23 protein-coding genes are annotated in these 26,311 nt (G+C 45.0%); 9 read left to right on the forward strand and 14 right to left on the reverse strand.

Annotated elements, in window-relative coordinates:
* Positions 1-180: 180 nt before the first annotated feature.
* Positions 181-840: an HAD family hydrolase gene (locus QWZ07_RS06590; protein WP_017076947.1), complete on the reverse strand. Its 660-nt coding sequence runs from the start codon at positions 838-840 to the stop codon at positions 181-183.
* Positions 841-1,251: 411 nt separating this feature from the next.
* Here QWZ07_RS06590 and QWZ07_RS06595 point away from each other — a divergent pair, with 411 nt between their 5' ends.
* Positions 1,252-2,580, forward strand: coding sequence for an anaerobic C4-dicarboxylate transporter (locus QWZ07_RS06595; protein ID WP_004732879.1), 1,329 nt, complete (start codon positions 1,252-1,254; stop codon positions 2,578-2,580).
* Positions 2,581-2,703: 123 nt separating this feature from the next.
* Here QWZ07_RS06595 and QWZ07_RS06600 read toward each other — a convergent pair whose 3' ends face one another.
* The 3 genes from QWZ07_RS06600 to QWZ07_RS06610 all read right to left on the reverse strand — a co-directional run bounded on the left by QWZ07_RS06600 (position 2,704) and on the right by QWZ07_RS06610 (position 4,703).
* Positions 2,704-3,027, reverse strand: a complete 324-nt coding sequence (locus tag QWZ07_RS06600) for a DUF4144 domain-containing protein (RefSeq protein ID WP_102517881.1) — start codon at positions 3,025-3,027, stop codon at positions 2,704-2,706.
* Between the two features lie 92 nt (positions 3,028-3,119).
* Complete coding sequence (locus tag QWZ07_RS06605; RefSeq protein ID WP_192852466.1) at positions 3,120-3,911, reverse strand: CLCA_X family protein; 792 nt, start codon at positions 3,909-3,911, stop codon at positions 3,120-3,122.
* A 102-nt stretch (positions 3,912-4,013) separates the two neighbouring features.
* Positions 4,014-4,703: a flavin reductase family protein gene (locus QWZ07_RS06610; protein ID WP_065105280.1), complete on the reverse strand. Its 690-nt coding sequence runs from the start codon at positions 4,701-4,703 to the stop codon at positions 4,014-4,016.
* A 175-nt stretch (positions 4,704-4,878) separates the two neighbouring features.
* Between QWZ07_RS06610 and QWZ07_RS06615 the strand changes: the two genes are divergently transcribed.
* Positions 4,879-6,210, forward strand: a complete 1,332-nt coding sequence (locus tag QWZ07_RS06615) for a ferredoxin reductase family protein (RefSeq protein WP_192852467.1) — start codon at positions 4,879-4,881, stop codon at positions 6,208-6,210.
* Positions 6,211-6,403: 193 nt separating this feature from the next.
* The gene (locus QWZ07_RS06620; protein ID WP_029223609.1) at positions 6,404-6,811 is read left to right on the forward strand and encodes a hypothetical protein; all 408 of its coding nucleotides are present in this window, start codon (positions 6,404-6,406) and stop codon (positions 6,809-6,811) included.
* Positions 6,812-7,023: 212 nt separating this feature from the next.
* Here the strand turns inward: QWZ07_RS06620 and QWZ07_RS06625 are convergent, their stop codons facing one another.
* A complete protein-coding gene (locus QWZ07_RS06625; RefSeq protein WP_192852468.1) occupies positions 7,024-8,466 on the reverse strand; it encodes an AGE family epimerase/isomerase in 1,443 nt (480 codons plus the stop codon).
* A 306-nt stretch (positions 8,467-8,772) separates the two neighbouring features.
* On the opposite strand from QWZ07_RS06625, the gene QWZ07_RS06630 reads away from it, so the two are divergent.
* Both QWZ07_RS06630 and QWZ07_RS06635 read left to right on the forward strand, forming a co-directional pair.
* Positions 8,773-9,321: a DUF2975 domain-containing protein gene (locus QWZ07_RS06630; RefSeq protein WP_017075204.1), complete on the forward strand. Its 549-nt coding sequence runs from the start codon at positions 8,773-8,775 to the stop codon at positions 9,319-9,321.
* 10 nt (positions 9,322-9,331) lie between these two features.
* Positions 9,332-9,565 (forward strand): helix-turn-helix domain-containing protein, encoded by a 234-nt coding sequence (locus tag QWZ07_RS06635; protein ID WP_192852469.1) that lies wholly within the window; start codon positions 9,332-9,334, stop codon positions 9,563-9,565.
* A gap of 77 nt (positions 9,566-9,642) precedes the next feature.
* On the opposite strand, the gene QWZ07_RS06640 is transcribed toward QWZ07_RS06635, so the two are convergent.
* The gene (locus QWZ07_RS06640) at positions 9,643-10,290 is read right to left on the reverse strand and encodes a glutathione S-transferase family protein (RefSeq protein WP_192852470.1); all 648 of its coding nucleotides are present in this window, start codon (positions 10,288-10,290) and stop codon (positions 9,643-9,645) included.
* Positions 10,291-10,405: 115 nt separating this feature from the next.
* Between QWZ07_RS06640 and QWZ07_RS06645 the strand changes: the two genes are divergently transcribed.
* Entirely contained in the window at positions 10,406-11,257 is an 852-nt protein-coding gene (locus tag QWZ07_RS06645) for a LysR family transcriptional regulator (protein ID WP_192852471.1), read from the forward strand.
* A 172-nt stretch (positions 11,258-11,429) separates the two neighbouring features.
* On the opposite strand, the gene QWZ07_RS06650 is transcribed toward QWZ07_RS06645, so the two are convergent.
* Complete coding sequence (locus QWZ07_RS06650) at positions 11,430-13,544, reverse strand: methyl-accepting chemotaxis protein (RefSeq protein WP_192852472.1); 2,115 nt, start codon at positions 13,542-13,544, stop codon at positions 11,430-11,432.
* Between the two features lie 402 nt (positions 13,545-13,946).
* Positions 13,947-15,737 carry a sigma-54-dependent Fis family transcriptional regulator gene (locus tag QWZ07_RS06655; protein WP_192852473.1) on the reverse strand — a complete coding sequence of 597 codons (1,791 nt, stop codon included), beginning with the start codon at positions 15,735-15,737 and terminating at the stop codon, positions 13,947-13,949.
* A 355-nt stretch (positions 15,738-16,092) separates the two neighbouring features.
* On the opposite strand from QWZ07_RS06655, the gene exaC reads away from it, so the two are divergent.
* Positions 16,093-17,613, forward strand: coding sequence for an acetaldehyde dehydrogenase ExaC (gene exaC / locus QWZ07_RS06660; RefSeq protein WP_192852474.1), 1,521 nt, complete (start codon positions 16,093-16,095; stop codon positions 17,611-17,613).
* A gap of 142 nt (positions 17,614-17,755) precedes the next feature.
* Here the strand turns inward: exaC and QWZ07_RS06665 are convergent, their stop codons facing one another.
* The 5 genes from QWZ07_RS06665 to QWZ07_RS06685 all read right to left on the reverse strand — a co-directional run bounded on the left by QWZ07_RS06665 (position 17,756) and on the right by QWZ07_RS06685 (position 21,894).
* Positions 17,756-18,493 carry an NUDIX domain-containing protein gene (locus QWZ07_RS06665; RefSeq protein WP_192852475.1) on the reverse strand — a complete coding sequence of 246 codons (738 nt, stop codon included), beginning with the start codon at positions 18,491-18,493 and terminating at the stop codon, positions 17,756-17,758.
* Positions 18,494-18,709: 216 nt separating this feature from the next.
* Positions 18,710-19,111, reverse strand: coding sequence for a hypothetical protein (locus QWZ07_RS06670; RefSeq protein ID WP_017111473.1), 402 nt, complete (start codon positions 19,109-19,111; stop codon positions 18,710-18,712).
* A gap of 145 nt (positions 19,112-19,256) precedes the next feature.
* Complete coding sequence (locus QWZ07_RS06675) at positions 19,257-19,589, reverse strand: DMT family transporter (RefSeq protein WP_012601126.1); 333 nt, start codon at positions 19,587-19,589, stop codon at positions 19,257-19,259.
* Between the two features lie 161 nt (positions 19,590-19,750).
* Positions 19,751-20,590: an S-formylglutathione hydrolase gene (fghA, locus tag QWZ07_RS06680; protein WP_017089684.1), complete on the reverse strand. Its 840-nt coding sequence runs from the start codon at positions 20,588-20,590 to the stop codon at positions 19,751-19,753.
* Positions 20,591-20,745: 155 nt separating this feature from the next.
* Complete coding sequence (locus QWZ07_RS06685) at positions 20,746-21,894, reverse strand: S-(hydroxymethyl)glutathione dehydrogenase/class III alcohol dehydrogenase (protein ID WP_012601124.1); 1,149 nt, start codon at positions 21,892-21,894, stop codon at positions 20,746-20,748.
* Positions 21,895-22,404: 510 nt separating this feature from the next.
* Here QWZ07_RS06685 and QWZ07_RS06690 point away from each other — a divergent pair.
* Positions 22,405-24,573, forward strand: coding sequence for a metallophosphoesterase (locus QWZ07_RS06690; protein WP_192852476.1), 2,169 nt, complete (start codon positions 22,405-22,407; stop codon positions 24,571-24,573).
* A 201-nt stretch (positions 24,574-24,774) separates the two neighbouring features.
* Positions 24,775-25,119 carry a DMT family transporter gene (locus QWZ07_RS06695; RefSeq protein WP_065111865.1) on the forward strand — a complete coding sequence of 115 codons (345 nt, stop codon included), beginning with the start codon at positions 24,775-24,777 and terminating at the stop codon, positions 25,117-25,119.
* Between the two features lie 113 nt (positions 25,120-25,232).
* Here the strand turns inward: QWZ07_RS06695 and QWZ07_RS06700 are convergent, their stop codons facing one another.
* A complete protein-coding gene (locus QWZ07_RS06700) occupies positions 25,233-26,126 on the reverse strand; it encodes a dihydrodipicolinate synthase family protein (protein WP_065111866.1) in 894 nt (297 codons plus the stop codon).
* Positions 26,127-26,311: the final 185 nt, after the last annotated feature.

Consider the following 26,311-nt stretch of genomic DNA (forward strand, 5'->3'; position numbering starts at 1 on the left):
CCTTTCTCCATTATCAATGTTGCTTATCGATCAGTGTCGTTTCATATCGACTTTAACAGTTTCAAGCGCGAGTTTTTATCTTTTATAAAAGGAATACCCACAAAAAAACCGACTCTGTGAGTCGGCTTAATAGAAAGGTTATTCTGTGTTGATTAAAGCGTTATCAACGGTAATCAGAGCCTAAGCTGCAGCTTGTTGAAGCTGTGCTAGCACATCATGCAGAGAAGGGCTGATCGTGTGACCAAGCGCTTTTACTTCGTCACATGGCTCTACTAAATCAGGGATTTGGAAGCTGATCATGTTGGCTGCCATTGATGCGCGAATACCGTTGTTTGAGTCTTCAAACGCTAGGCAGGTTTCAGGGGCAACACCTAGGCGTTCTGCCGCTAGTAAGTAGATCTCTGGGTGAGGTTTACCATTGGTCACTTCGCAGCCTGTGCTTAGTGAGGTGAAGTAAGAATCTAGGCCAGCCAGCTCAAGCTTCTTTTTAGCGATATCAAGCTGAGTTGAGGTCGCAACCGCGATTGGAATGTCGTTTGATTTCAGCCATTCAAGAAGCTCAATCACGCCATCTTTAACTGGGATAGCCTGGTGCTTAACAATCGCACTGTAGCGAGTGCGCCATTCATTGTTCAATGCTGGGTAATCTAACCCTTCGCCGTAGCCATTTCTAAAGATCTGTTCGATGGTTTTTGCGTTACAGCCAATGATGCCTAGGTAAACATCCTGCAAAAACGGAACACCTTGCGCGTGACATGCTTCTTCAAAAACCTGCATACAAAGTCGCTCGGTGTCGAGCAGCAGTCCATCCATATCAAAAATAGCAGCTTGGAAATTCATATCCGTGGTTCTTTCTGTGTTGTCGTGGTGAGGGCGAGTATTTTGACATAGTGTCTGGAGATAGGCGAGTCAGTGTTACGTGAGAATATGCAGAATTGGCTCAGTAATATGCCTCTGGATGAGCTGTAATCTAATTGATTCGCTTTGGAATGATATCGTTAAGTTATGAGCTTGATATTTTATAGGTCATACCGTTCTAACAGACACAAGAATGGTTATCATACATAACAAATCTAGGTTGAGTACCTAGCTTCCTATTACAATTCATAAACTTACAGGCGTGTTAGCGTGACTATAATCTTATAAAAAACAATTTGCGGAAGCCTGCAATCATAGTGTGACCAAGCAAAAAGTAAATGGAGGAACTTACGGACAAAATAGAATTAGTCCACATTTTTAGCAAGGTTGCTTATGTTGTATTTTGAGTTTCTATTTTTATTAGTCGTACTTTATATCGGGTCTCGGTATGGCGGTATCGGCTTAGGTGTTGTTTCTGGGATTGGCTTGGTTATCGAGGTGTTTGTCTTCAAGATGCCACCAACGTCTCCACCTGTCACCGTAATGCTGATCATCCTCGCTGTTGTTACTTGTGCCTCGATCCTCGAAGCGGCGGGTGGCTTGAAATACATGCTACAAGTTGCGGAAAGGGTACTGAGGAAGAACCCGAAACGCGTCACCTTGATAGCACCGTTCGTGACTTACTCGATGACTTTCCTATTGGGTACTGGCCACGCGGTTTACTCAATTATGCCAATCATCGGCGATGTTGCGTTGAAGAATGGTATTCGTCCTGAGCGCCCAATGGCGGCTGCGTCTGTTGCCTCTCAGCTAGCTATCACGGCATCTCCAATCTCGGCAGCAGTGGTGTATTACCTCGCACAGCTTTCTGATATCCAACACTCTATTACTCTGCTTTCTATTTTGATGGTGACGGTTCCTGCAACGCTGTTCGGCACACTTTTGCTTTCTCTGTATAGCTTGAAACGCGGTAAAGAACTGAACGACGATCCTGAATACCAAGCGCGTCTAAAAGATCCTGAGTGGAAAAAACGTATCGAAAGCACCACCGCGACGTCTTTGGATGAAGTACTGCCAACTTCGGCGCGTAATGCGGTATTGATTTTCCTATTGTCGATTGTCGTGATTGTTATCGTGGCGATGGTGCCTGAGATCAGAACCATCGTAGACGGCGACAAGCCAATCAAGATGTCGGTGATCATCCAAATGATGATGCTCTGTTTCGGCGGTATCATCTTGTTGGCAACCAAAACTGACCCACGTGATGTACCAAATGGCGTGGTATTTAAATCCGGTATGGTGGCGGCGATTGCTATCTTCGGTATCGCATGGATGTCAGATACTTATTTCCAATACGCAATGCCTCAGTTTAAATCTGGCATCGTGGAAATGGTGACCAACTATCCATGGACGTTTGCACTAGCGCTATTCATCGTATCGGTTGTGGTGAACTCGCAAGCCGCGACGGCTCGTATGATGTTACCTGTTGGTCTTGGTTTAGGATTAGATCCAGCACTGCTTATCGGCTTGATGCCAGCGGTTTACGGCTACTTCTTCATCCCGAACTACCCATCAGACATCGCAACGGTAAACTTCGATGTGTCTGGCACCACCAAGATTGGTAAGTGGTACTTCAACCACTCGTTCATGTCAGTGGGTTTAATCGGTGTAGTCGGTGCATGTTGTTTAGGCTACGCACTGGCTCAGATTTTTATCGCTTAATCTAGCTTTCGGTCACTTAATTAAACTAGCGATAACGAGATAAGAAACGAAAAACAGCGCCTATTGAGGCGCTGTTTTTTTTGTTTGTACTGTTGGACGTTCCAATTCGAATCTAAACCAATATTAACGAGGTTCAAAAGCCAAAGACTGAATCGCTTCTTCGATAGTCAGGAAGTGGATTTTCATTAGGCACACTTCTGCTTTCTGGAACTCGTGATTTCGAATCAGTTTAGTCACGTTTTCAACTGAATACTGCTCAGCTCGTTTAGCTAGAGACAGTTGATTTGATCTCGATTCAAGTGAGTAGCTGTCGCCTTCAGAATCGATGAGGTAATCATCTTCGCCCAAGATCATGTCTGAGCATTCTGCTTGAAATTCGTGTTCGGATGCGACGTAAATAAGCTCATCATCACCGTCGAGTTTTACCAAAGATGGCCAACTGATCATTACTGCCTCTAAATCATGGATGTTGAAGTGTATGTTTGGACTATAAACGCTTTTCTCTGATGGATCATCTCTAACCTCTAACGACTCGAAGGTTACTTACTTAGAGATCGACCCAACGGTGCGAAGTAACCTTGCAGCGCTTGATAAATTTCTTTGCGATGCTTGAGGTCTGGATAGAGAGGGAACATATCCGGTTTGGTCGTGCCATCGACTAAGTAAGAATTCTCGATATCTGAGCAGGATTCAATCGTAGCTTCAAAGGCTCGCGCCATCATTTCTGTTGGTAGTGAGAAGTAACGAGCCGACGTTGCCTTGTCTGCAATAACGCTGCGCGCAACGTAGTCGTGTTTATCTAGGTTGTTGTCATTGAGTAGTGTGGCATCGAATACAGACATCAAACTCTCGTTTAATGGATGAGGTCGCACTTTTCTATCGTGTAGCCAACAGTCACTGGCGAACAAGATTTGCTTGCGAGGACCGGAGGTGTCACCAATCTCAAACGCTTTTTCGGCAATGTAGTGGTCAAATGCATGCCAGAACTCATGCGCTAACGCACCTGCCCCTGCGTTTTTAGCGAGGGCTAATTCTCTTTGGTTTGGCGCGTAGTGTGCTTGTACACCCTTTCTGCCGCCACTGCCGAACGCTAAGCCTAATGTGCCACGCAAGCCAATTGCTTCTGGTGGCAAAGCCAGGATGTAAGCCAAGTCTGCTAACGAGTCGAATATCAGATTCGCAGCCAGCTCCTTCTCTTCTTTAGAAACCCAAGCGCCCACGCGAATGCTGCCCATACCGAAGGTCTGTTTGATGTCCATGAAAGACACCTGATCGCCATGCCGATAATCTGGGCCTTTGCGAGTCTTGTACTTAAAGTGAGTTAACTTCAAAAGAGTCCTTGGAAATGGCGGTAGATGTAGCTCAGATCGTTGTGTGCGCACTGAGTTAAGCTGAGAAAGTTAACACCTTTGTGACTAAATTACCGAACAAAATTAGCTTAAATTGAGCTCACGAGCTTCCCATGATGTTGGGTTTCCTTCACGAGTCAGCGGAAACAGAGATTTGTCTGGCTTGGCATAACTTAAGCGGTGAAGCCTTTGAGTGACATGGTAGCTGTCTAACCCTGAAATCGTGACTAAATCTAGCGCTTCTAAATCAAGGTAGCCATCCGGCATCACTGCACGTTTGGGTGCTTGAATCGTAATGACCTCTCCAATCAACATTTGCGTTTGATTGCTCTCAATCGATATCTGTTCTTTCAAAACTAACCCTATTTTGAGACTGCTTTCTAAAACAAATGGCGCGGGGAACATGTCGTCATAGTAAGCCGTGAGGCCGACGGCTTTGAATTCGGATGCCGTCTTTGGATAACGAGCCGAGGTTTGATGCGCTTTCTGAACAAAATCAGCACCGATGCTGTTGATGGTGAAGTGTCGAGTTTCTAGGATATTCTCTAATGTATGGCGACGACTTTCTGCTGGTCGAACTATGAAGCCAAATAAAGGTGGATTCGACCCTAAATGAACCACAGAGCTCACCACAGCAAGGTTTTCTAGCCCTTGTTTATCACACGTACCAATTAGGTTGGCGCTTTTGAATCCTGATAAGGAGTTGATTAAGCGAGCGCGTTCTCGCTGATCCATTGTTTGGATATCTTGTCTTGAAAGGTTCATGTCCTTCATGTCTTTTTTGTTTCCCATTGTTATCGACGAACGTGTTCATTAGCCAAACCATATTTACGCAGAAGCATCCGTTATCGATCAGTTGAGCGTGTCTCTTTGCATAGATTTACGCATGTTGACGTCGCTTTACATCACGCACGCTAAAGTAATGATGTCGTCTTTATGAGTGTTAAAAATGAAAACAGTCCGCAATATCATCTGGGCAATGATTGCCACAATGTCAGCCTTTTGGTTTGCGATGGAACCGCAACTCTTCGCTTCAAGCAACGTATTTGAATGGCGCTCGGCCATGATTCAGTACTCGGGTATTTTGTCTCTGATGTTAATGTCCATCACCATGATCTTGGCGACGCGTTTACCTATGGTTGAGAATTGGCTCAACGGTATGGATAAAGCGTATCGAGTCCACAAATGGTTGGGTATAGGTGGCGTTGCATTGGGTGTGACGCACTGGTTGTGGTACCAGATCCCTAAGTGGCTAGTGATGTCAGGTGTGTTGGCGAAACCTGTTCGTCATGACGGTTCAGGCCCGGCAAGAACTTTGTCTGGTTGGGAAGCGTGGGTCAATGGACTACACGGCTTTGCTGAAAACATTGGAGAATGGGGTTTTTACTTATTACTCGTTTTACTGGTGGCGTCGTTGTGGGCGGCAGTGAAATACAAACCGTTTAAATTGTCGCATCGCTTGATGTCTTTCGCGTATCTGTTGATCGCGCTTCACTCGGTATTATTGCTCAAACATGCCTATTGGGGACAGCCTATTTATTACCTAACGGTGGCATTTGCTTTGATTGGATCTATCGCGGCGATTTACAGTTTGTTGGGTTTTGTCGGGCGTCGTAATCGTCACTCTGCTGCTGTTTCTTCCACTCGTTACTTTCCAAAAGCTGAAGTGATGGAGTTAGTATTAAAGCCCGATACATCTTGGCGAGGCCATAAAGCAGGGCAGTTTGCGTACTTGCGTTTTGGTAACGAAGACCCGCATCCGTTTACCATTGTGTCAGGTAGCGAAGACTCAGAACTGCGCTTCTTGATTAAAGAATTGGGTGACTTTACGAATGGTCTTTATGAACGAGTAAATGCGGGCGATGCGGTTACGGTGGAAGGGCCTTATGGGCGACTTGAGTTTGACCTAAGTAAGCCACAAATTTGGATTGCTGGTGGTGTCGGGATAGCGTCGTTTTTTGCAACGCTTGAAGCGCTCAAAACAGAGAAGACTCACACTCGCATCGAGCTATTCTATTGCACTCATGGTGTCGATGAGCATTTGGTGGATGAGCTATGGCACCTTGCACATCAAGTCGGAGTGAAGTTGAACGTGATAGATACCTTACACTCACCTCGATTAAACGCTGAACGCATTGCTCACCAGTGTGGTGATTTAAACGATTATGAGCTGTATTTCTGCGGGCCAGAGCGGTTCTCAATATCGCTTAAAAAAGAACTCGATGCGTGCAAGTTTAATGTTGAGCAGAATTATCACAAAGAGCTGTTTGTGATGCGTTAGAAAGGCCGAAAGAGGTATCAATAGCGTCAAGTTTGGCTCTTTGTAGCGGGGCTGGGTCCGCTGTCCGATTTGTCGTTATTGATACCTGACGACAAGTACTCGTTAAAAAGGCAAAACTTGCTCAACTTTTTATTGCAGCGGTTTGCTATTGAGCGATACCATGTACGGCTGTTTTATTGGTAAAGATCGCAAAATGTCAGATGAAAAGCTCGCACTAGAGTGGATGCGCCAACAAGCGCACAAAATTGATCCGTATGTTATAAATCCATCATTTGATGAGTGTGTTGAACTGCTTGAACCTGCTTTCAAAAAGGGGAAAAGTGTCGCGCAGCTAAAATATCTATTATCAGAAGCCGATCGTCGAGCGGGGGCTGCCGAGCGTAAACATGCCGCCTTAAAGTTCGCCAAAGAAAAAAGCCCAAAGGCAGGCCAAAACCTTCGTCTGCAAAGCAAGCTTCAGCAAGTGCAGTTAGCACTAAAGCTAGCAACTGGCGACAACAACATGACCATATCGCAGTTTTGTTCTGAGTATGATGTTAGCAAGCGAGACGGTAACGTAGCGTGGAATGAAAAGCTGGTTGAGCAGAACAAGAAGAAGTGATTTTCGCAAGGCCTTGTTCCCTCTTAATTGGGAACCGATAAGGTTTATTTGCTTAAAGACCAATTTCAAACCCTACCAATAAATGCCGGTCAACCGTATTTCAAAAGCCTGAAAAGCTTCTTTCTTCTCAGGCTTTGCTAACGACTAGTGACTCATATCTTCTGTCTTAACGGTTAACCTCTGCTAAAGTATCGACGAGTGAGTATCAGACGCTAAGGTCGAATGTTATTGAAGCTGACCTTCTGCGTTCCATCAACTTGACTCTCCAACTTCACCACATCCCCTTGATAGTAGTAAGGTTCTATTGGCATCTTGCTGTTGGTTGGCCTTGCGTAATGCAAGACCGCGGGTTTAGCGTCAACTTGCTGAGCATACAAATAACCAACTAACGCATGTTCGAATTGATGATAGGCATTACCCCAATGGAAAGCCTTAGTGCGTTTAGGTTCAAGCCCTACGCCACCGTATTTATGATCTACCCACACATCATGAAAGGTCGGTAGCGTGTATTGCAGTACGTCTTTCATTGAACCATCGACAAGCGATACCGTCATGGCCGCTTGATCGAGCTCTGCCCATTCCCATGACGAAGCCCAATTCGTGTTTGGCCTGCTTTGCCACCCAGTAATCTCTTGTCCTTTCCACGCATTCTGAAGTTCCTCGCCAAAATATTGGGACACGCTCACGAACTCTTTCTGGTATTGAGCTTGCTCTAAGGTGTGCTTCATCCCTTTGATGCCAAACTCTTTCCATTCAGAGTTATTCAATGTTTGGCCGGTAAGGTAAGTCATCCAATACGCTTTGATGGTGTGCCCAAAATCATTGTGATTAGCATTTGGCATCATCGCTGCTTTATCGTGAATAGCCCCGTAGAAGCGTTGTTCATCTTCAGAATGATAGTGATCGACCATGGTTTGTGTGAGCCAATTCAGGTCATCAAGCCATTTTGATTTGGTGGGCTCTTTCAACAAAGGGGCGACTAACAGCATGTAACCGTTAATCTGATCAAGTTGCGCGACTAATTCACGTCGTGTGGCTTTTCCATCTTCACCGTCAGTAAGTACCCAAGCAAGACCACTGTTGTCGCTAAGTCGATACTTATCAAAGATAAACGCTTGTTGGGCGATGAGAGCTTCTTCCACCTTTTTGTCTTGCGTCAGGTAGTAATACATTGCGAGGCCTACTAGTGCATACGCTTGATCTTGAGAGGTACGTTGCTGCCAATTCTGACCAGCTTTGCCCTCTTTTGTGTAGCCAATAAAGCCACCATTTTTCTTATCTTCTAGTTGATCAATGAGGTAGTAGGCGCCTTGTTTGGCAAGCGCTAAAGCCTGTTTGTCTCCGGTAAGATGGTAGAGCACGCCATAGGCATAAGTTTGACGTGATTTCATGCGCGTAAACTCTTTGCCGAAGTGGGGAATGATCCAGCCTCTGTCTAATTCAGGACACACATCAGACACATCGAGCAAGGTGCCATCATCACAACGAAATGTCGGGAAGTTGCCTATCGGTTCTCCCTGAGCACTAGGCATTAGCCAGTAAGGTGCCAGCCCTTCAGAGGCGTGATTGATCCAGTCTTCTCCGGAGGGAAGGGTGACATTGGCAGATACAGCGAAACTGGCCACGCTGAGTAATGCGATAGTTGCTCGTAACATGATGTTTATCTTAATGATTTGAGTTTCGTTGAATATAAACAATCACATCTGCACATTGTGATTAGGCGATCACAATCGATCAAATTATTAGGAAGTAAATGGAAGTCTGATGAAAATGGATTATTGGGTTGGAGCTTTTAGAACCTGGTGGTTGTCATCTCATTCTATTGATAGTACGCATACTAGATTAGCCTTATGTTACCAAACTCAAGTCGATATAAAATTATCGTTTATCGATAATTTTTTATTGATCATCATTTGTTTTGATCTTAATATCCCCTTCATCAATTCAACAGGAATCTAAGTATGTCCAACATCCAAAAACAAAGCCGACGCGTACGTATGCTATTGCAATCCCTTTTTGTACTTACCCCTATAATGGTGTGCTACTTCTGGCTAACAGTTGAGACTCCCTATGACTTTATTAGTGCGACGGGCATTTTTTATCTTACCTACGACATCGGGTATTTCACGATGTTACCGCTTACTATGACAACAAGAATCGTTGCTGCGTTCACAAGCTTATTGATGTCCAGCATCCTTATGTACGCACTGATGGTTCTCATACGTTTATTCCGTAACTATGAGCGAGGTGAGATCTTCTCTTTAGAAAACGCAATGTCTTACCAGAAGCTCGGATATAGCCTGTTTTATTGGGTATTAGGTTCAGTTATCTATGGTTCATTGATGTCAGTGATTCTGTCGTTCAATAATCCACCAGGTGAGCGTATCTTTGAGATTAGTTTTGTTGGTATGGACTTTTTAACACTGATATTGGGTATAATTATTTTGATCATCTCATGGGTGATGAAAGAAGGTTATATTCTGGCTGACGAACATAGCCAAACCATTTAAAGGACTTGTCATGACTATCCGCATTAATTTAGACATTATGATGGCCAAACGAAAAATGCGATTGAAGACATTGGCAAAAGAAGTTGGGATTACTGAAGCCAACTTATCAGTATTAAAAAATGGTAAAGCCAAAGCGGTAAGGCTATCGACACTCGATAAGCTGTGTGAAGTTTTAGAGTGCCAACCTGGTGATGTTTTGGAGTTTGAACCGAATGATCATCAAGACAGCGCTGCTGAAGAATAGCCGGTAAGGAAATCGCTTTTTAATCATCTAATATTGAACGAGTCTCGATGCCCTTATCGAGACTCATTGCTAACTATTTATACAGTCTCGCCTGCCTCGTCCTCTTCAACCACATCGGTTTCTAAGCTTGCCTCTGCCAGCCATTTTTGTATTGATGGGCTGTTGAGCACGCGTTGCTGATATTGTTTTGCTTTTTCTGAAAGCTCTATTCCATAAGTTTCTACACGCAACGCCACAGGTGCAAACATCGCATCGGCAATCGACCATTCACCAAATAACCAACCTTCTGGATATTGTTCCATTTGCGTCGACCATATGGCATCAATACGAGCGATGTCTTTCAATGCTTCTTCACTCAAAGCAAGCTTTCGTTGAGCGCGGCAGTTCATCGGCATTTCATTTCTGACGGCAAAAAATCCAGAGTGCATTTCTGCGGAAACTGCTCGGGCATGGGCGCGTTCTTTCACTGAGCTAGGCCACGCTGCGCCGTTCAAGTGGGCGTCGTTAACGTATTCGAGAATCGCCAATGAATCCCACACCGCAACGTCACCATCAACTAAGGTTGGAACCTTAGCCGTTGGTGTCACTTTTGCCAGAGTGTCGTAAAAATCAGAGGTGAAGAGTTTGAGCTTGATGATTTCTGTATTCAGGTTGTAGTTGTCGAATATTAGCCATGCGCGCAGTGACCAAGTTGAGTAGTTCTGGTTTCCAATATAAAGCTGCATCGTTGCTTCCTTGCGTTTGGTGGATATGCTTTGAGCCTAGGGACGCTTTTGAGCATAGGGGATTGTATTGCGGCGCACTAACGGATAATTTTGATGTAATACATTAATAAAAACGATGGGTGGTGATTTCAATATGGATATTGATGCTTTGCGAGGCTTTCTCGCGTTTGTAGAAACCAGTAGCTTTACGCGTGCCGCGAAACAGATCAATCGCACCCAATCGGCATTCAGTGCTCAGATGCGAAAGTTGGAAGAAGAACTCAACGTGACTCTTTTCCAGAAAGAAGGACGTAATTTAATTCTGACTGAAGCGGGCTTAGCGCTGCGTTCTCATGCGGAGCAGTTGGTCGCCCTCCACAATACTGCGCTAAAGCAAGTAAAGCGTTATGAAGACAAAAAGCCACTTAGTTTGGGTTGTCCAGAAGACTATAACGACACCATTCTGCCGAAAGTGATTCGCCTGTTACAGCAAGCAGAGCCTACGTGCTCAATCCAAATATTCAGCCTGCCCAGCATTACGCTGAGAGAGTGGTTGGATGACGGCCGTTTAGATGCGGCGATTGTCACTCGAGCGCCTGACAGCGAAGAGGGGCATTGGCTCACTAGTGATATTGGGGTTTGGATTAGTAGCCCTGATTATGCGTTTGATGGTTCCAAGCCTGTTCCATTAGCCTTGTTTCAAACGGACTGTAAATATCACGCTGCAGCAGTGAATGGTTTAACTAAGCAGGGTACGCCCTATCAGTTATTGGCGTGCAGTAATACGGCGTCTGCACAACGTGCTATCGTCAAAGCTGGCTTAGCGATTGGTGCAATGGGTAAGCTCAGCGTGACTCCGGATTTGAAAATTCTTGAGGATATGCCGCCGTTACCAGCAGTGGATATTGTACTGATCTTAGCGAGTAAACATCACCCCGTGTTAGACAAAGAAGTGCTCAATCAACTTGTCGAGTTGGACTCTGATTAGCTTTGTTTGTTGGGATAGTTTATTTAGAAAGTTTTGTTAGGCGAGCTTGGTTCCGTAAAATCTAATAGATGAACTGTAATCGATGAGTTTGAAGCTGAGCGGGAATTAAGAAATGAAGAGGCCGAGAACATTGCGTTTCTCGGCCTTATTTTTATGGAAGACTGAGCGTGAGTTAAGAGAGCTTAAACTTGCTTAACTCACCGTGTAAATCTCCAGCTTTTACGGTCAGTTCGTTACTGATTGCTACTGATGATGTCATGGTGTCCATCACTTCCACAGCGGTGTCATTGATGATCACTACATTGCGGTTAATCTCTTCTGACACTGAGCTTTGCTCTTCGGCAGCCGAAGCAATCTGATTGTTCATGTCGTTAATCACTTCAATTGCTTGGTTGATTTCAGACAAGGCGAGGTGTGCAGCTTGGGTTTCCCCTTTGGTATCGTTCGCTTGCTTCTGGCTTTGCTCCATCAATATCACGATAGATTGAGTCTCTTGTTCTAGGCGAGCCAACATCGAGCGAATCTCCTCTGTCGAGCCTTGAGTGCGATTTGCGAGGTTACGTACTTCATCTGCCACGACAGCAAAGCCTCGTCCTGCTTCACCCGCACGTGCAGCCTCAATCGCAGCGTTAAGCGCTAGTAGGTTTGTTTGTTCTGCAATACCACCAATCTCGCTCAAGATACCTTGAATAGCGGTGCTCGAATCGACTAGGTTCTGTGTTTGTTGCTGCGCATCGTTAACCTGCACAGCCAAGCTGTCTACAGCGCTGGCGGCATTGTCCATGCGTGTCATGCCATTGAGACTGTTGCTTTGCACTTGGCTTGCTGCCGCTGCTGCTTGAACCGCTGAACTTGCCACTTCTTGCGCAGTTGCACTCATTTCATTGATCGCGGTTGCAAGTGAGTTCACCTCGTTAACCTGAGAGTTCAACTGGTCACGTGAAACTTCAGCTCTAGCTTGGCCTTCTGTTGCGTTTTTATCCACTTGGTCGGCCGTTACCATCACGGTAAGTAGCATCTCTTGCATACGAGATAGGAAGGTATTGAACCAGTGTGCAAGCTGAGCAGTTTCATCTTTCCCTTTCACTTCAATGCGGTAAGTTAAGTCACCTTCGCCTTGTGCTGCATCTTTAAAGCGATCCACTAAATTGTTCAGTACTTTGCCCAGCGAATTGGCAATGAATGTCATTGAGGCTATGCCTAGAAGAGCTGCGATGATCCCCGCCCACACACCTTTTTCAAGTGCTTTTGAATTCTGTGCATCACTCCATTGCGTGTAGTCGTCGACGCTTTTTGTAAGGTGACTACTGGGAACCGACACCATGACTACCCAAGGAGCATCACTGGTATCAATTGCGGTAATTGCGTACTCATCTCCGCCGAAATTAACAAGGCCGGCGCCTTCTCGTTTAGCGATAGATTGAATTGTCGACCATTCGGATTCCAATTCAGAAGAGACTCTTTTACCCACCATGTTTCCAGTACGACTGTTAGCCAGCGTTATGCCTTTCCATGATGTGATAAGGATTTTTCCTTCGCCATCAAACAAGTTACGTGCAAGCAATTCGCTTTGGCTTTGAAGCTCAAACAAAGACAAATCAAAACCAATTGAGCCAATGATTTTCCCGTCTTGTTTGATTGGTTGGCTGATGGTAGTAATGAGCTCTTGCTTACCGCGAACTGGATAGAAATAGGGTTCCATCACAAATGTCTTACCGGTTTGGTATGGCATTAAGTGCCAGTCGTCTTTGCGCTCACCGTTGCTGTTTAGCTCGGTATTGCTAAAGCTCTCCATTGCGACGGCATCAAAGCTGTTCTGATCATTTGGAGAGAAGAAAGGCGCAAGGTAGCCCTGACTGTTAAAACCTAATTCGGTGTCCAAGCTGATCTCGTTATTCAGATCGGTTTGTTGTGGCCAAGTCTTGTTCTCCCAAACCATGTAGCCCGCAAATACAGCTTTGTTTTGTGCTTCCAAGGCGGCAGTAAACTGTTTAACGATAAGGTCTGCGCTTGCGTTGGTTTCTGAACTTAACTCAATTATGGATCGTGCTTGCTTAAGGTTTGCTAGTACAGGATCAAGTTGGTTAGCAATGTTCAAACCTTGTTGAATGGCCGTGTTTTGCAAATCTGTCGTTGTGGCGTCTGTCAGCTGCGTCTTTACTTTTTCAGTGACTTGTTTGTTCACATCGGTAAAGGCGCTGGTGGTCATGCCCATTGCGATCAACAGAGTGAAAGCCATTGCTCCACCTGCACTCACCGCAATTCGCGTACGTATACTGTTAAACATATGATCCCTATAGCCAAATATTGGTAATTTCCCAGAGATTTTAAACAAGATAAGTGAATGGAAAATTCAAAATAATGAACACAAAAAGAATAGGGTGATCAAAATTATAAATAGGATTGCATAGTACTCAGATTTATATCTTGCAGGCGGGTTCTATAAGGTAAGCAAATGGCCGTTAGTATTTCATTAGCTATTTGTATTCATTGATCTTTTAAATTTATTAATGATATTTATTTGTCGGCAAATCAATAGGTTGTAGTTTGAGGGTGTCCTGAATATGGATTACTTATTACGTGACTTTACTCACACTTTAATTTAGTCCGAAGCACTGTATATCCACTTATAAAGTGTGTGTTTCTACTTTGGATGCTCAATTAGAGCATCCAAATCATTGTTCATGTTTTATTGAAGAATGCCTAAGCTTTTCAGCTTTCGATAAATGGTATTACGGCTGATGCCCAGTATTCGAGATGTCTTGCTGATGTTGCCTTGGTTCGCTTGATAGGTTTGCAGCAAGGTTTCTTCAACGGTACTTCTTAAATCGGAATTCGCTGTACCTTTGATGGCATTTGGAGTCATTAGTTGATGCTGATTATCGTGTGCTAACGACGTGAGATGTTGAGCAAGGTGGCTAGGTACATGTTCTAGCGTGAGTTGTCGTTCATCACTTGCCAATAAAGCTGCGACCTTAAGTAAGTTATCTAACTCGCGGACATTACCCGGCCAAGAATAGGCGCACAGTAAGCTCATTAAGTGCGGGCAGATTGTCTGTTCGTCTTCGGCGTATTTACGATGAATGTGTTCGATTAGGGCGTGCTTGTCTTGTCGATGTTGCAGGCTTGGCAGAGTAAAGGCCAAGCCATTCAGGCGGTAAAAGAGATCTTGTCGAAATTCCCCCGTAGCGACCAACTGTTCTAAGTTTTTATGAGTGGCGGCGATGATCTGACAATCGACTTGGTAACTCTGATTTGAACCTACTGGCACCACGGATTTGTCTTGCAGAACATGCAGCAATCGACACTGAGCCTCTAAAGGCATGTCGGCGATCTCATCGAGAAACAGAATTCCCTTGTCTGCTTGGCGGATCTTACCTTGGAAACCTTTGTGGCTTGCGCCAGTAAAAGCGCCCGGCGCGTAACCAAACAGTTCTGATTCGATAAGATCTTTGGGTAGTGCACCACAATTCACCGCCACGAGAGGCGACGATTTGCGTTGGCTCTGTTTGTGTAATGCTTTAACAAATTCGCCTTTCCCGACCCCTGTTTCTCCTAGGATTAATAGGCTGATCCCTTTATCGATAACCTTATTAGCTTGCTGCCAAGCGTGTTCTATCTTTTGTTCGCCATGGTGCAAATCGCACGAGGCTGAAATAGAGCGAGTGCGTTTTGCAGTTGGTTGCTTGAGGTGCTGTTTCTCAAACACAAAGGGCGTGTCTAATGAGGTTCGGTTGAACAGTGTATCTATGCATTCGCCGACGATCGAGGTTTGATCCAGCAGCTGAGAGGCGACTTGATTGTGCGCTACTACCTCACCAGCCTCATTGGCTATCACTATCCCTTGCCAACCACTGTGCAGCAACGATTTCTCGCACGCGAGGTCAATACGAGTGGTGCCTTGTGGGATGTGACTCAGTAGCTGGTTCTCAACAAGCTGAACCATATTTTGAACCAGCAATTGGACAGAACTGTCGTGTTGTTGCTGCTCGCTGGTGATGTCCAATATGCCAACCATTTGACCTTGATGGTCGAACACCGGGCTTGCTGAGCAACTGATAAATCGGTGCTGGTGGATGAAGTGTTGTTCGCCAATGATAGATACTGGCTTGGCTTCAACAATGGCGGTGCCAATCGCGTTAGTGCCTTTGAGTTGTTCCTGCCAACACGCCCCTGAGCTGAGTGCAATTGATGTCAGCTTCTCCTTAAACCGCTCCTGTCCCCAACTTGCCAGAATGACGCCCTCAATATCGGTCAAAATCAAACGACTGTCAGTGCGTGCAAACATCTGATTAAACAGAGGTAGAGCATTACGTTCGATTATTTGAATTAAGCTCGAAGATTGGTGACGTCTCTGTTTAAGAATCGATTGTGGAAGGCGAATGTCTTCGGGAAGTCGTCTCTGTTTTAGACCCGCTTCTGTGCTGCGGTGCCAAGAGGATGAAAGCCAATCTGAGGTGTTTGCTTGTTGAGGGTGCATGACTGTTCCATGTCGTAACAGTGAGGGTGTACCAATTTGGAACAGTTGAACACTGGAGTGGTTTCCATACGTCCGTTCAATACCAACTCACTTTGGGTTGTAAACGTTTGGTAATCATAGTTTTACAATTCATTAACAACAAGTTTTGAGGTTGTGGCGTGTGATTTGCGTTGTTCTTGTTGTGAAGAAAACACGAAGTATCAGTGTTTTAAACAGAAAGCATAAACATGGTGGCTCTCTTTTTTAGAGCTCTTTTCTCACGTGATCTCTTCTCAAGAGAAGCCGCCATGCTAGCTCGACAACATAAGCTCAATAACGAATGAACAACGACTAAAAATCTAAGAAGGATCTAACTATGATTTACGCACAGCCGGGTAGTGATAACGCAGTGGTTAACTTTAAAGCGCAATACGATAACTTTATCGGTGGCGAGTGGGTGAAGCCTGTCAGCGGCGAGTATTTTGATAACACTTCCCCAGTGAATGGTCAGGTGTATTGCCAAGTGGCACGCTCAACCGAGGCGGATATCAGCTTGGCACTCGATGTGGCGCATGCAGCTCGTGCAAGTTGGGCAGCAACGAGTGTGACTGAACGTTCGAACATCCTACTTAAAATTGCCGACCGCATTGAAGCGAACCTAGAAGAAATCGCGGTCGCTGAAACGTGGGAAAACGGCAAGCCTGTGCGTGAAACGCTAGCGGCGGACATTCCGTTGGTTGTCGATCACTTCCGTTATTTCGCGGGTTGTATCCGAGCACAAGAAGGCAGCGCAGCAGAACTCGATTCAAACACGGCGAGTTACCACTTCCCTGAACCAATTGGCGTGGTTGGGCAGATCATTCCTTGGAACTTCCCGATCTTAATGGCGGCTTGGAAACTAGCACCGGCACTGGCAGCAGGATGTTGTGTAGTGATGAAGCCAGCCGAGCAAACACCGACTTCGATTTTGGTGATGATGGAGAAGATCGCTGATCTTCTACCTGCTGGCGTGGTCAACATCGTGAATGGTTTTGGTAGCGAAGCGGGTCAAGCGTTAGCAACTAGCGATCGTTTGGCGAAGCTAGCGTTTACTGGTTCAACAGAGGTCGGCCACCATATCCTGAAATGTGCGGCTGAAAGTTTGATTCCATCAACGGTTGAGCTTGGCGGTAAGTCTCCAAACATCTACTTCCCAGACATATTTAACCATGAAGACGAATACCTTGATAAGTGTGTTGAAGGCATGCTACTTGCGTTCTTCAACCAAGGTGAAGTGTGTACCTGTCCATCACGTGTGCTGATCCATGAATCGGTATACGACAAGTTCATCGCCAAGGTCGTTGAGCGTGCTCAAACGATTAAACAAGGTAACCCGTTAGACACTGATACTCAGGTTGGCGCACAAGCTTCAAAAGAGCAGTTCGATAAGATTCTGAGTTACCTAGAAATCGGTCGTCAAGAAGGTGCGAAAGTGCTAACAGGTGGTGAAATTGCGCAACAACCAGATGATCTCGGTAATGGCTATTACATTCAGCCAACCATGCTCGAAGGCAACAACAAGATGCGTGTATTCCAAGAAGAGATCTTTGGCCCTGTTATCGCGGTAACGACGTTTAAAGACGAAGCAGAAGCACTAGAGATAGCCAATGACACCGAGTATGGCTTGGGCGCAGGCGTGTGGACACGTGATGCAAACCTAGCGTATCGCATGGGTCGTAACATTGAAGCGGGACGTATTTGGGTGAACTGTTACCACGCTTACCCAGCACATGCGGCGTTTGGTGGTTACAAAAAATCGGGCATTGGCCGTGAGACACATAAGATGATGCTCGACCACTACCAAAATACGAAGAACCTGTTGATCAGCTACGATACTAATCCGTTGGGCTTCTTCTAATACAGGTTCGTTCTAAAAGTATGAGAATGAATCATGGGTACAAAGAATAACTAACAACGCAGTTGGCTTAATTAAGAAAAACAAAAAGTAAAACCAAAACGCCCGATTCATTCGAATTGGGCGTTTTTATATCTGAATCGCTCTAGCTTTGCGAAAAGAAGATCTCTGGCTTGTGGACAGGGCCATAGTTGCCTTCTAACTGAGTGAGTTCCAAACCTTGCTTTCCGATCAGAGAACCGACTAATTGGCGGTTAAATGGGTAGCTGTCAGGGTTGTTAATATACTCTTCAACATCAATCCATTTAGCTTCTGCAATTTCATCGGTGTCTTGAATCGCAATCTCTTGGGTTTGAGCGATAAGGTGGCAAATAAAGTAGAGGTTCGATTTGCCAAACTGATACGGGTGTCTCGTCGCCATGCCAACCACAGAAACGAACGTTGCCTCGATACCGGTTTCTTCCAATGTTTCCCGAACAACCGATTCCTCAATACCTTCACCCAACTCAATATGGCCGCCCGGTAATTTGTAGCCCGTCATGCCGTGCTCTTTAATCATCAGCACTTGGTTGTGTTCGTTGGTGATCAACGCGCCAGCACCTAAGGTGTGGGTAGGGATGAAAGGTACAAACTCTACAATCTCGGATTTGTGGATCAGCGTAATCTCGTCTTCTAGACAGTTGTGAAACACAAAGCCAAGCTCAGTCGCCACCGGAATAAGGTGCGAGAGTGAAATAGGCAAGCTAATCCAAATGATGCCTTTGTTATTCTGCTTTGAAAATTCGGTGATCTCGCTGAGTTCGGCATTGAATGAATCAACATTGTGAGGTGCTGTTGCTGGGTCAATGATGATGCCGTTAAATTTGTCGAGCGTAAATTCCACGAGTGATCCTTTATTATTTTTGATTTATAGGGCGTCGAGTATAGGTGGAGCTTATCGTATCTAAAGATCTTATAAAACCTTGAGTGCACGGCAATGATGGGTAAAAAGTGAGGGAGAGTTTAAGGCGGGCAGCTTGAAACAAAAATTGCGCTAGAAACAAAAACTGCGCTTGGAAGCCAAAGCGCAGTTTTAAATCGGGTCTATTTGGGTTCGACGCTAACGAACATAGTTCGCATCGATACTCACGTACCAGTGCTGAAGCTTGCCGTCAGATTTTTTGATCCACAAATCGTTGGTGTAGCTCTCGATTTTGCCGTTAACCGTTAAATTGAACGTGTTCTCGTCGAATTCGCCAAGTTTCACGAATTGGTCTGTGGTAACTAGGAACGGGTCCATGTCGTCCACGCCAACCACATCAGAAATCACATAGTAGTGGTAAGTCAGCGGCTTGCTCGCATCATTCGGGTTGCTGCGGTACGCCACAAGCTTGAACGGTTCCGTTAATGGAACGTCGAGCGTTTGCTTGTCCATGGTCGCTGGAATTGGGATAAACAGCCAAGCGGTAAACAGACCGCTCAATAAAACCATCAGGAAGAAAAGAGTCTTAATTGCTTTCATAGCAACCTTCAAAATAGGTGATGTTGAAGACGCTATGGTAACAGGTTTGAATTGTTGATTGTAAGAGTATGAATAAGTGAAGGCGGCACCTGTCTGTTAGGAAGTTTGAATGAATTGACACACTGTTCATAAGTCACTATCTACACTAGTGCGAGTGACCTTGAGATAGGTTGATCATCACAACACCTGCCGCCACAAATAACATACCAACCCACACCATAGTATCGAGGTGTTGGCGGTAAACAAACGTAGAAATCAAGCTCACGGTGACGATAGCCAAGCCCGCCCATAAAGAGTGCACTACACCAACTGGCATCCCTTTCATCGCTTGGCTCAAAAATAGAAATGCAGCTAAGTGTCCTGAAATCACCAATAGAGCAGGGATGGGTTTAGACAAACTGAAACCGTCGGTTGCTTTAAGTGCTACGTGAGAAAGTGCTTCCGCCATCACGCCCATCATTAAGAAAAACCAGCTCATAGTCGTACCTTTTAGTTGTATTGTTTTTTGTTGGTATAGCGGGGTATTTGAAAGTGTTAATCGTTGTTGCTGCTCTTTAGTCACAGCGTATTTGCCCAAACAGCAGGCACAAAAAAGCCCACACCTCACGCTTTTGCAAGGTGTGGGCTAAATCGGTGTGACTACTTGTTTAGGTAAGCTGCGTGGAACTCAATGTGCTCATCAATAAAGCTAGAGATGAAGAAGTAGCTATGGTCGTAACCTGGCTGCATACGTAGCTCTAAATCGGCATTGGTTACCTTAGCCGCTTCGACTAATTGCTCAGGCTTTAGCTGCTCAATCAGGAAGTTATCGGCTTCACCTTGGTCAACCAACATTGGCAGCTTAGTGCCTTTGGTTTTTAGAAGCTCAGAGGCATCGTAGTGTTTCCACTCTTCAATATCTAAGCCTAGATATTGGTTGAATGCTTTTTGTCCCCAAGGGCATTGCATTGGGTTGGTGATTGGGCTGAATGCCGAGATAGAACGGTAGCTATCTTCGTTTTTGATACCAATCGTTAGGGCACCGTGTCCGCCCATGCTGTGACCTGAAATAGATTTCACAGACGTTACTGGGAAGAAAGATTCAATCAAAGCTGGGAGCTCTGTTACCACGTAATCGTACATGTGGTAATGGCTGTCCCATGGTGCTTGAGTGGCATTCACATAGAAGCCTGCACCTTGGCCGAGATCGTAACTTTCATTGTCGGCAACGCCTTCGCCGCGCGGGCTTGTATCTGGGGCAACAATAGCGATGCCTTGCTCAGCCGCAGCTTTGAACGCGCCGGCTTTTTGCATGAAGTTTTCATCGGTACAGGTTAAGCCTGATAACCAATACAAAACAGGAACTGGGTTTTCTTTGCTTGCGTTAGGCGGCAAGAAAATCGCAAAACGCATGTTGCAGTCAAGCGTTGCAGAAAAGTGGGTGTATTGTTTATGCCAACCACCAGCAACCTTTGCTTGGCTAATGTTTTCGATTGTCATCTATTGTGCTCCGTTAGGTTGATGGTTTTGGGGAGTAACTTGTCTATGTCATTTAAAGTTTCACCACCCACCGGGCAGGAGGTGGTGAAGACAGTTTGTTGCTTTTCATTTATAGCTTTGGCCTCGATGCTCGAAAGAATCGAGGCCAAGGAGAATTATTTATCCATGTGTAGAACAGTACGGATAGATTCACCTTTGTGCATTAGGTCGAATGCTTCGTTTACATCTTGCAGACCCATAGTGTGAGTGATGAACTCTTGAAGACCAAACTCACCCGCCATGTAACGGTTTACGATTTCTGGAAGCTCAGAGCGGCCTTTAACACCACCGAAAGCAGAACCACGCCATACACGACCAGTCACTAGTTGGAATGGACGAGTTGAGATCTCTTGGCCTGCACCTGCAACACCAATGATGACTGATTCGCCCCAACCTTTGTGACAGCACTCAAGTGCTTGACGCATCACGTTTACGTTACCGATACACTCGAAAGAGTACTCAACACCGCCGTCTGTCATCTCAACGATAACGTCTTGGATTGGCTTGTCGAATTTAGTTGGGTTGATGCAGTCGGTCGCGCCAAGCTGTTTTGCTAGCTCGAATTTGCTCTCGTTGATATCAACACCGATGATGCGGTCAGCACCAGCCATGCGAGCACCAATGATTGCAGATAGACCGATACCACCTAGGCCGAATACAGCAACGTTGTCGCCTTTTTCAACTTTAGCTGTGTTAAGTACCGCGCCCATACCCGTAGTTACACCACAACCTAGAAGACAAACTTCTTCAAGTGGTGCTTCTTTGCTTACTTTCGCTAGAGAGATTTCTGGAAGTACTGTGTACTCAGAGAAAGTAGAACAACCCATGTAATGGAAAATTGTCTCTCCATTGATAGAGAAGCGGCTTGTACCGTCTGGCATTAGGCCTTTACCTTGCGTTTCACGAACCGCTTGGCATAGGTTAGTTTTACCAGATTTACAGAACTTACATTCGCCACATTCAGCTGTGTAAAGTGGGATAACGTGGTCACCAATCTCAACACTTGTAACGCCTTCGCCGATCATCTCAACGATACCGCCACCTTCGTGGCCAAGAATTGAAGGGAAGATACCTTCTGGATCGTCACCTGATAATGTGAATGCGTCAGTGTGACAAACACCAGTAGCAACGATGCGAACTAGAACCTCACCAGCTTTAGGAAGTTGTACATCAACTTCTTCCATTTTTAGTGGCTCGCCAGCTGCCCATGCAACCATTGCTTTTGATTTGATATGAGTTTGACCAGGTTTAATTTCGATTGTCATTGGATGTTTCCTATATATGTCAGTACAGCGGATAACCGTGCAATTAAATTCAACCCGTTAAGAGTAGTTGAGCTTAATTGTTTCCGCTCTCTCGTTTTGTTGGAGCTAGTATAGGTGCGAGTGCATGTTTTGATAATCCCCTTAAATAGAAAATTATTATTACGCATATGTAATAATAGGTGTAGAAAGCTGATCTGTTTTCCCAGTGATTACTTTATTCGGATCGAGTCGGTTTTGGATGGAGGGCTACTTATCCAAATAGTCTGAATGCATAGCTACCATTGATGTTTGGGTGGTTGTCTTATGGCGGCTTATATATTAATAACTGATTCGTACGGTAGAGTCATCAATACTCATGATCGTTACTAACTAATTGAATTTTAAGGATTGAAGCAATGTCGCATAAGCACTCTGTATGCGACGTTTTGTAAGATATCAGAAACAATAGTGTCATTTTTCTCACCTAATCTCCTCGCCAAATTTTGAGTTCTAACTTTTTGGGAAGAGAAAATGAAAAATAGTACATTGACCGTACTGTCAGGCTTGATAGCAACAGCATTGGTCGGTTGCAATTCAAGTTCGCCAAGTGATGACAGCGGCAATATGGATAGCGCAGTGCAAGTGGCGTTCATGCCTGATATCCATTTCCATGATGTTTACGGTGATTTTCAGGACGGCTCGTTCGAAGGGTTACCTAATGCAATCAGTGGTAAGAATGCAACGATCAGAACGATGGAGTCTCAGATGAACTCTACCCGTCTATTCAACGAAAACTATTTCGCGATGATCGCAGCGCTTGATGATGTGGTTGAGCGCGGTGTGAAGTACGTAGCACTGCCGGGGGACTTTAGTGACGACGGTCAGCCAGTACATATGCGTGGATTAGTGAGCATTTTTGACCACTATCGTGACACGTACGGCCTTGAGTTTTTTGCAGCGCCTGGCAACCACGATCCAGTGAGGCCATTTACTATCCCTGCGGGTAAGTCGGACTTTTTGGGGGAAGGGGGTAAGAACCAACGTATTTATAGTCGGGGTAAAGAAGAGTGTGTTGGCTATGAAGATGAGTGGACAACCATTCCCGGTGACGGCGATAACCTAGCAATCATTTGTACTGAAGAAGTTCGCGAATGGGGCTATGAAGAGATCATGGGTATCTTAGGCACTCACGGTTTCTATCCTCAGCAAGATTATCTCTACTTTGAAACGCCTTACAGTAGTGACCAAGCTCGTGCCAACTACAGCTATGATTTAGCCAAAGAAGAAGCGGCTTTTGACCAACGTATGTACGAGATCTGTTATGAAGGCACAGGTGGCAGTTACAAAGAGAGTGGCTATACAAGTTGTTCTGAAGTACCTGATACCAGCTACTTAGTTGAGCCAGTTAAAGGGCTGTGGTTATTGGCCATTGATGCGAATGTCTATCGCCCTAAAGAAAACTCGTCTGATAACTCTGTCGATGGCGACACGTTTGATGGTTCAAGCAGCGCTGGCTATAACATGATGCTGACTCACAAAGAACACGTGATCGATTGGATCTCTGATGTGGTAAAAGCAGCGAAAGAGCAGAACAAGACGCTTGTCTCTTTCTCACACTTCCCAATGACTGATTTCTATAACGGTGCTTCTGAAGAGATTGAAGATCTGTTTGGTGAAGGTAGTCATCAACTGGCGCGTGAACCGGATGACAATACCAGTCGAGCATTGGCTGCAACGGGCTTAAACATCCACGTTGGCGGTCACATGCACTTTAACGATACAGGTAAGAAAAGCTTCAATATCGATGGTGTTCAGCACACGCTCTTTAATATCCAAGCGCCATCGTTAGCGGGTTACATCCCAGCTTACAAGCTGCTGAACATTCGCCCTGATAACCAGATCGAAGTTGAAACCGTAGTGATTGACCAAGTGGCTCGTTACAACGAACTGTTTAGTCACTACGAAGAAGAGCATGAGTACTTAACAGCAAACGCAAGTAATGAGGAAGAAGAAGCTAAGATATGGGATATCAATATTCTTGATTCAAAGAGTTACTATGAACTCACTGACTGGCATATCCGTGAATTAACGCGCTTGCGTTTCCTTCCTAGTGATTGGCCAATCGAAATGCGTGAAATGATCATGCACATGAACGGTGAAGAGATGATGATCATGTCTCAACTAGAAACGCAGTTCACGGTTTGTCAGCTAGCAAATGAACTGGGCTATGACGTAGGAACTTGCGTTGAAAATGGTGTGGATGACTACGAGCAATTCCAACAAGATTGGCAGGCTGCCAAAGTAGAAGCTGAGGTTTTGGCATCTACTGAGGGGTTAAGCTTAGCTGACTTTGCAGAGTGGAGCGGTGAGCTATTAGCGACGGATTTCTACAGACTACGTAATGCAGACGAACTGGCATTCCGTGATATTGGTGAAACACAGCTGCGCCAATACGAACTGCTAAGCCGAGAGCTTGCCGAGTTTGATGGCACGGTAGATTCAGAGCTAGGCGATCTTGGCCAATATACCGTAGGTGAAGTGTTCCGCTCTCGTTTCGGTAGTTTGTTTGTGATTCTTGAAAAATTCGCAACAGGCCAAGCAAGTGACCACTTCTTGATTGATATCGACCAACAAACCTTGACCGATCTAAAAGGTGAAGTGAAGCGCGATATTCTAAGAGGCTCAACGTCAGCAAATTAAGCGTCTAAATGATTAGATTAATGAAGGGCCTGCTAGCCACGAGTTAGTGGGCTCTTTTGTTTGTCTGAGCGTAGGTTTAATCGAGAATTACACCTAAGAATTTTTAAGGTGCATCATAATAATTACTTGCTGAAAATCGCATGAATCGGAAATAAAACTACAATATTCTGAGCGCCGTATTTTATAGTTGTGGACTAAAACATGCTTTTATCTCTCCCACCTCCAGTGATGCTATCACTCGCCATCGTGCTTGAAGTTGTCGCGACTTCTCTATTACCTAAAACGCAACAGTTTACCTCTTTACCCGCGACTGCCGCAGTGCTAGTCGGTTATGGCTTTGCTTTCTATCTGTTGTCTCTCACGGTTCAAACTATGTCTTTAGGTGTGGCATATGCGATTTGGTGTGGGGCAGGGATCGTGCTAGTCGCAGCACTGTCTTGGCTGGTCTACGGACAAAAACTCGATATTTTCGCGATCATTGGGATCGCTTTGATTTTGGTGGGCGTCGTGATTATTAACTTGTTTTCGACGTCGGTGAGTCATTAGGTTACCTGTAACTCTATACTAGACGTTTTGTTAATGTAGCTCGTTGATTTTGCGAAGTGTTGATGATAATTAAGAAAAGGTAGTGACTTTCCGCCACTACCATATTCAGGGTATTATTTTACAAAATTTGCTTTGCGCATTCTTTCTATAACCGTTTCTTTTTGAGCATTGCTTAACGGCGTCAATGGAAGGCGAGGGTTGCCGGCATTTATATCGTGCAGTGCCATCGCTACTTTGCCCGCTGCGACTCCACCAAAGTCAACTAACACTCTGATTAACTCAATAACGTTGTCCATACCACGGTTTACCTTTTCGATATCACCATTGTTAAAGTCAGCGATGATTTCGTGGAAATGAGGGGCTGCATAGTTGTATGTGCTACCTACTGCGCTCTTAGCACCTAATGCAAGAGCTGCTGGTAAGAACTCGTCTACACCGAATGGGATGTCGAACTTGCCATCACACGCGCGCAGGCAGCGCTGGTATTCGTAAAGATCAGTACAGTTAAACTTTAATCCCGACAAGTTTGGAATTCTCTTATCTGCGGCGATCAGAAATTGTTCCATATCCAAGTTTACGCCAGACATGCTCGAATGGTAGTAGTAGAAACCTTTAGATGGTGCAGCTGCTGCGATAGTTGCGCAGTATTCAACGAGCGCATCAATTGAGCTAGGTTTAAAGAAACATGGACCGATTGCAGATGTTGCTAAAATGTCTAATGTTTCAGCGTGACGAGTCAACTCTAGGCTGTCTTCGATGCTTAGAGATCCAGTGTGGATAATCAAATCTAACTGCTTATCAGCAGCTTGTACCCAGCGTTCTGCGATTGCTTTTCTTTCTGCAACACTACAATGAATACCTTCTCCGGTCGTACCACAAATGTAGGCACCAGTGACCCCATCTTTAATTAGATGAGCAGCAATTTTATCAATTTCTTGAAAGTTCACCTGGTTATTATCATCAAATGGGGTATGGGGAGCAGCGATCAAACCAGTTAGTTTTTTCATATTAGGAATACTCTTAGTCTTGAAGAATGTAACGCCAATTGGCGTTATACTGTATTTTTTTTAATATTATGGAGTTTTACTCCTTTGTATAGTTATTTTTGATAAGTGTTAGAGTATCTTCATGGAGTTGTGCACCAGATCAAAGTTTATATTCGGAGTGTAATGACATACAATAGGGCGCCTAT

It is taken from the genome of Vibrio lentus (assembly GCF_030409755.1).
In the GTDB taxonomy this organism is placed as follows: Bacteria; Pseudomonadota; Gammaproteobacteria; order Enterobacterales; family Vibrionaceae; genus Vibrio; species Vibrio lentus.

What these genes read in the sequence shown, in the direction of transcription:
- QWZ07_RS06690 (WP_192852476.1), top strand. Translation starts at nt 22,405, where the DNA reads ATGAAAAATAGTACATTGACCGTACTGTCAGGCTTGATAGCAACAGCA.
- QWZ07_RS06630 (WP_017075204.1), top strand. Translation starts at nt 8,773, where the DNA reads ATGTCCAACATCCAAAAACAAAGCCGACGCGTACGTATGCTATTGCAA.
- QWZ07_RS06645 (WP_192852471.1), top strand. Translation starts at nt 10,406, where the DNA reads ATGGGTGGTGATTTCAATATGGATATTGATGCTTTGCGAGGCTTTCTC.
- QWZ07_RS06685 (WP_012601124.1), bottom strand. Translation starts at nt 21,894, where the DNA reads ATGACAATCGAAATTAAACCTGGTCAAACTCATATCAAATCAAAAGCA.
- QWZ07_RS06620 (WP_029223609.1), top strand. Translation starts at nt 6,404, where the DNA reads ATGTCAGATGAAAAGCTCGCACTAGAGTGGATGCGCCAACAAGCGCAC.
- QWZ07_RS06655 (WP_192852473.1), bottom strand. Translation starts at nt 15,737, where the DNA reads ATGCACCCTCAACAAGCAAACACCTCAGATTGGCTTTCATCCTCTTGG.
- QWZ07_RS06700 (WP_065111866.1), bottom strand. Translation starts at nt 26,126, where the DNA reads ATGAAAAAACTAACTGGTTTGATCGCTGCTCCCCATACCCCATTTGAT.
- exaC (WP_192852474.1), top strand. Translation starts at nt 16,093, where the DNA reads ATGATTTACGCACAGCCGGGTAGTGATAACGCAGTGGTTAACTTTAAA.
- QWZ07_RS06650 (WP_192852472.1), bottom strand. Translation starts at nt 13,544, where the DNA reads ATGTTTAACAGTATACGTACGCGAATTGCGGTGAGTGCAGGTGGAGCA.
- fghA (WP_017089684.1), bottom strand. Translation starts at nt 20,590, where the DNA reads ATGACAATCGAAAACATTAGCCAAGCAAAGGTTGCTGGTGGTTGGCAT.
- QWZ07_RS06675 (WP_012601126.1), bottom strand. Translation starts at nt 19,589, where the DNA reads ATGAGCTGGTTTTTCTTAATGATGGGCGTGATGGCGGAAGCACTTTCT.
- QWZ07_RS06610 (WP_065105280.1), bottom strand. Translation starts at nt 4,703, where the DNA reads ATGAAGGACATGAACCTTTCAAGACAAGATATCCAAACAATGGATCAG.
- QWZ07_RS06590 (WP_017076947.1), bottom strand. Translation starts at nt 840, where the DNA reads ATGAATTTCCAAGCTGCTATTTTTGATATGGATGGACTGCTGCTCGAC.
- QWZ07_RS06615 (WP_192852467.1), top strand. Translation starts at nt 4,879, where the DNA reads ATGAAAACAGTCCGCAATATCATCTGGGCAATGATTGCCACAATGTCA.
- QWZ07_RS06635 (WP_192852469.1), top strand. Translation starts at nt 9,332, where the DNA reads ATGACTATCCGCATTAATTTAGACATTATGATGGCCAAACGAAAAATG.
- QWZ07_RS06670 (WP_017111473.1), bottom strand. Translation starts at nt 19,111, where the DNA reads ATGAAAGCAATTAAGACTCTTTTCTTCCTGATGGTTTTATTGAGCGGT.
- QWZ07_RS06625 (WP_192852468.1), bottom strand. Translation starts at nt 8,466, where the DNA reads ATGTTACGAGCAACTATCGCATTACTCAGCGTGGCCAGTTTCGCTGTA.
- QWZ07_RS06600 (WP_102517881.1), bottom strand. Translation starts at nt 3,027, where the DNA reads ATGATCAGTTGGCCATCTTTGGTAAAACTCGACGGTGATGATGAGCTT.
- QWZ07_RS06640 (WP_192852470.1), bottom strand. Translation starts at nt 10,290, where the DNA reads ATGCAGCTTTATATTGGAAACCAGAACTACTCAACTTGGTCACTGCGC.
- QWZ07_RS06695 (WP_065111865.1), top strand. Translation starts at nt 24,775, where the DNA reads ATGCTTTTATCTCTCCCACCTCCAGTGATGCTATCACTCGCCATCGTG.
- QWZ07_RS06595 (WP_004732879.1), top strand. Translation starts at nt 1,252, where the DNA reads ATGTTGTATTTTGAGTTTCTATTTTTATTAGTCGTACTTTATATCGGG.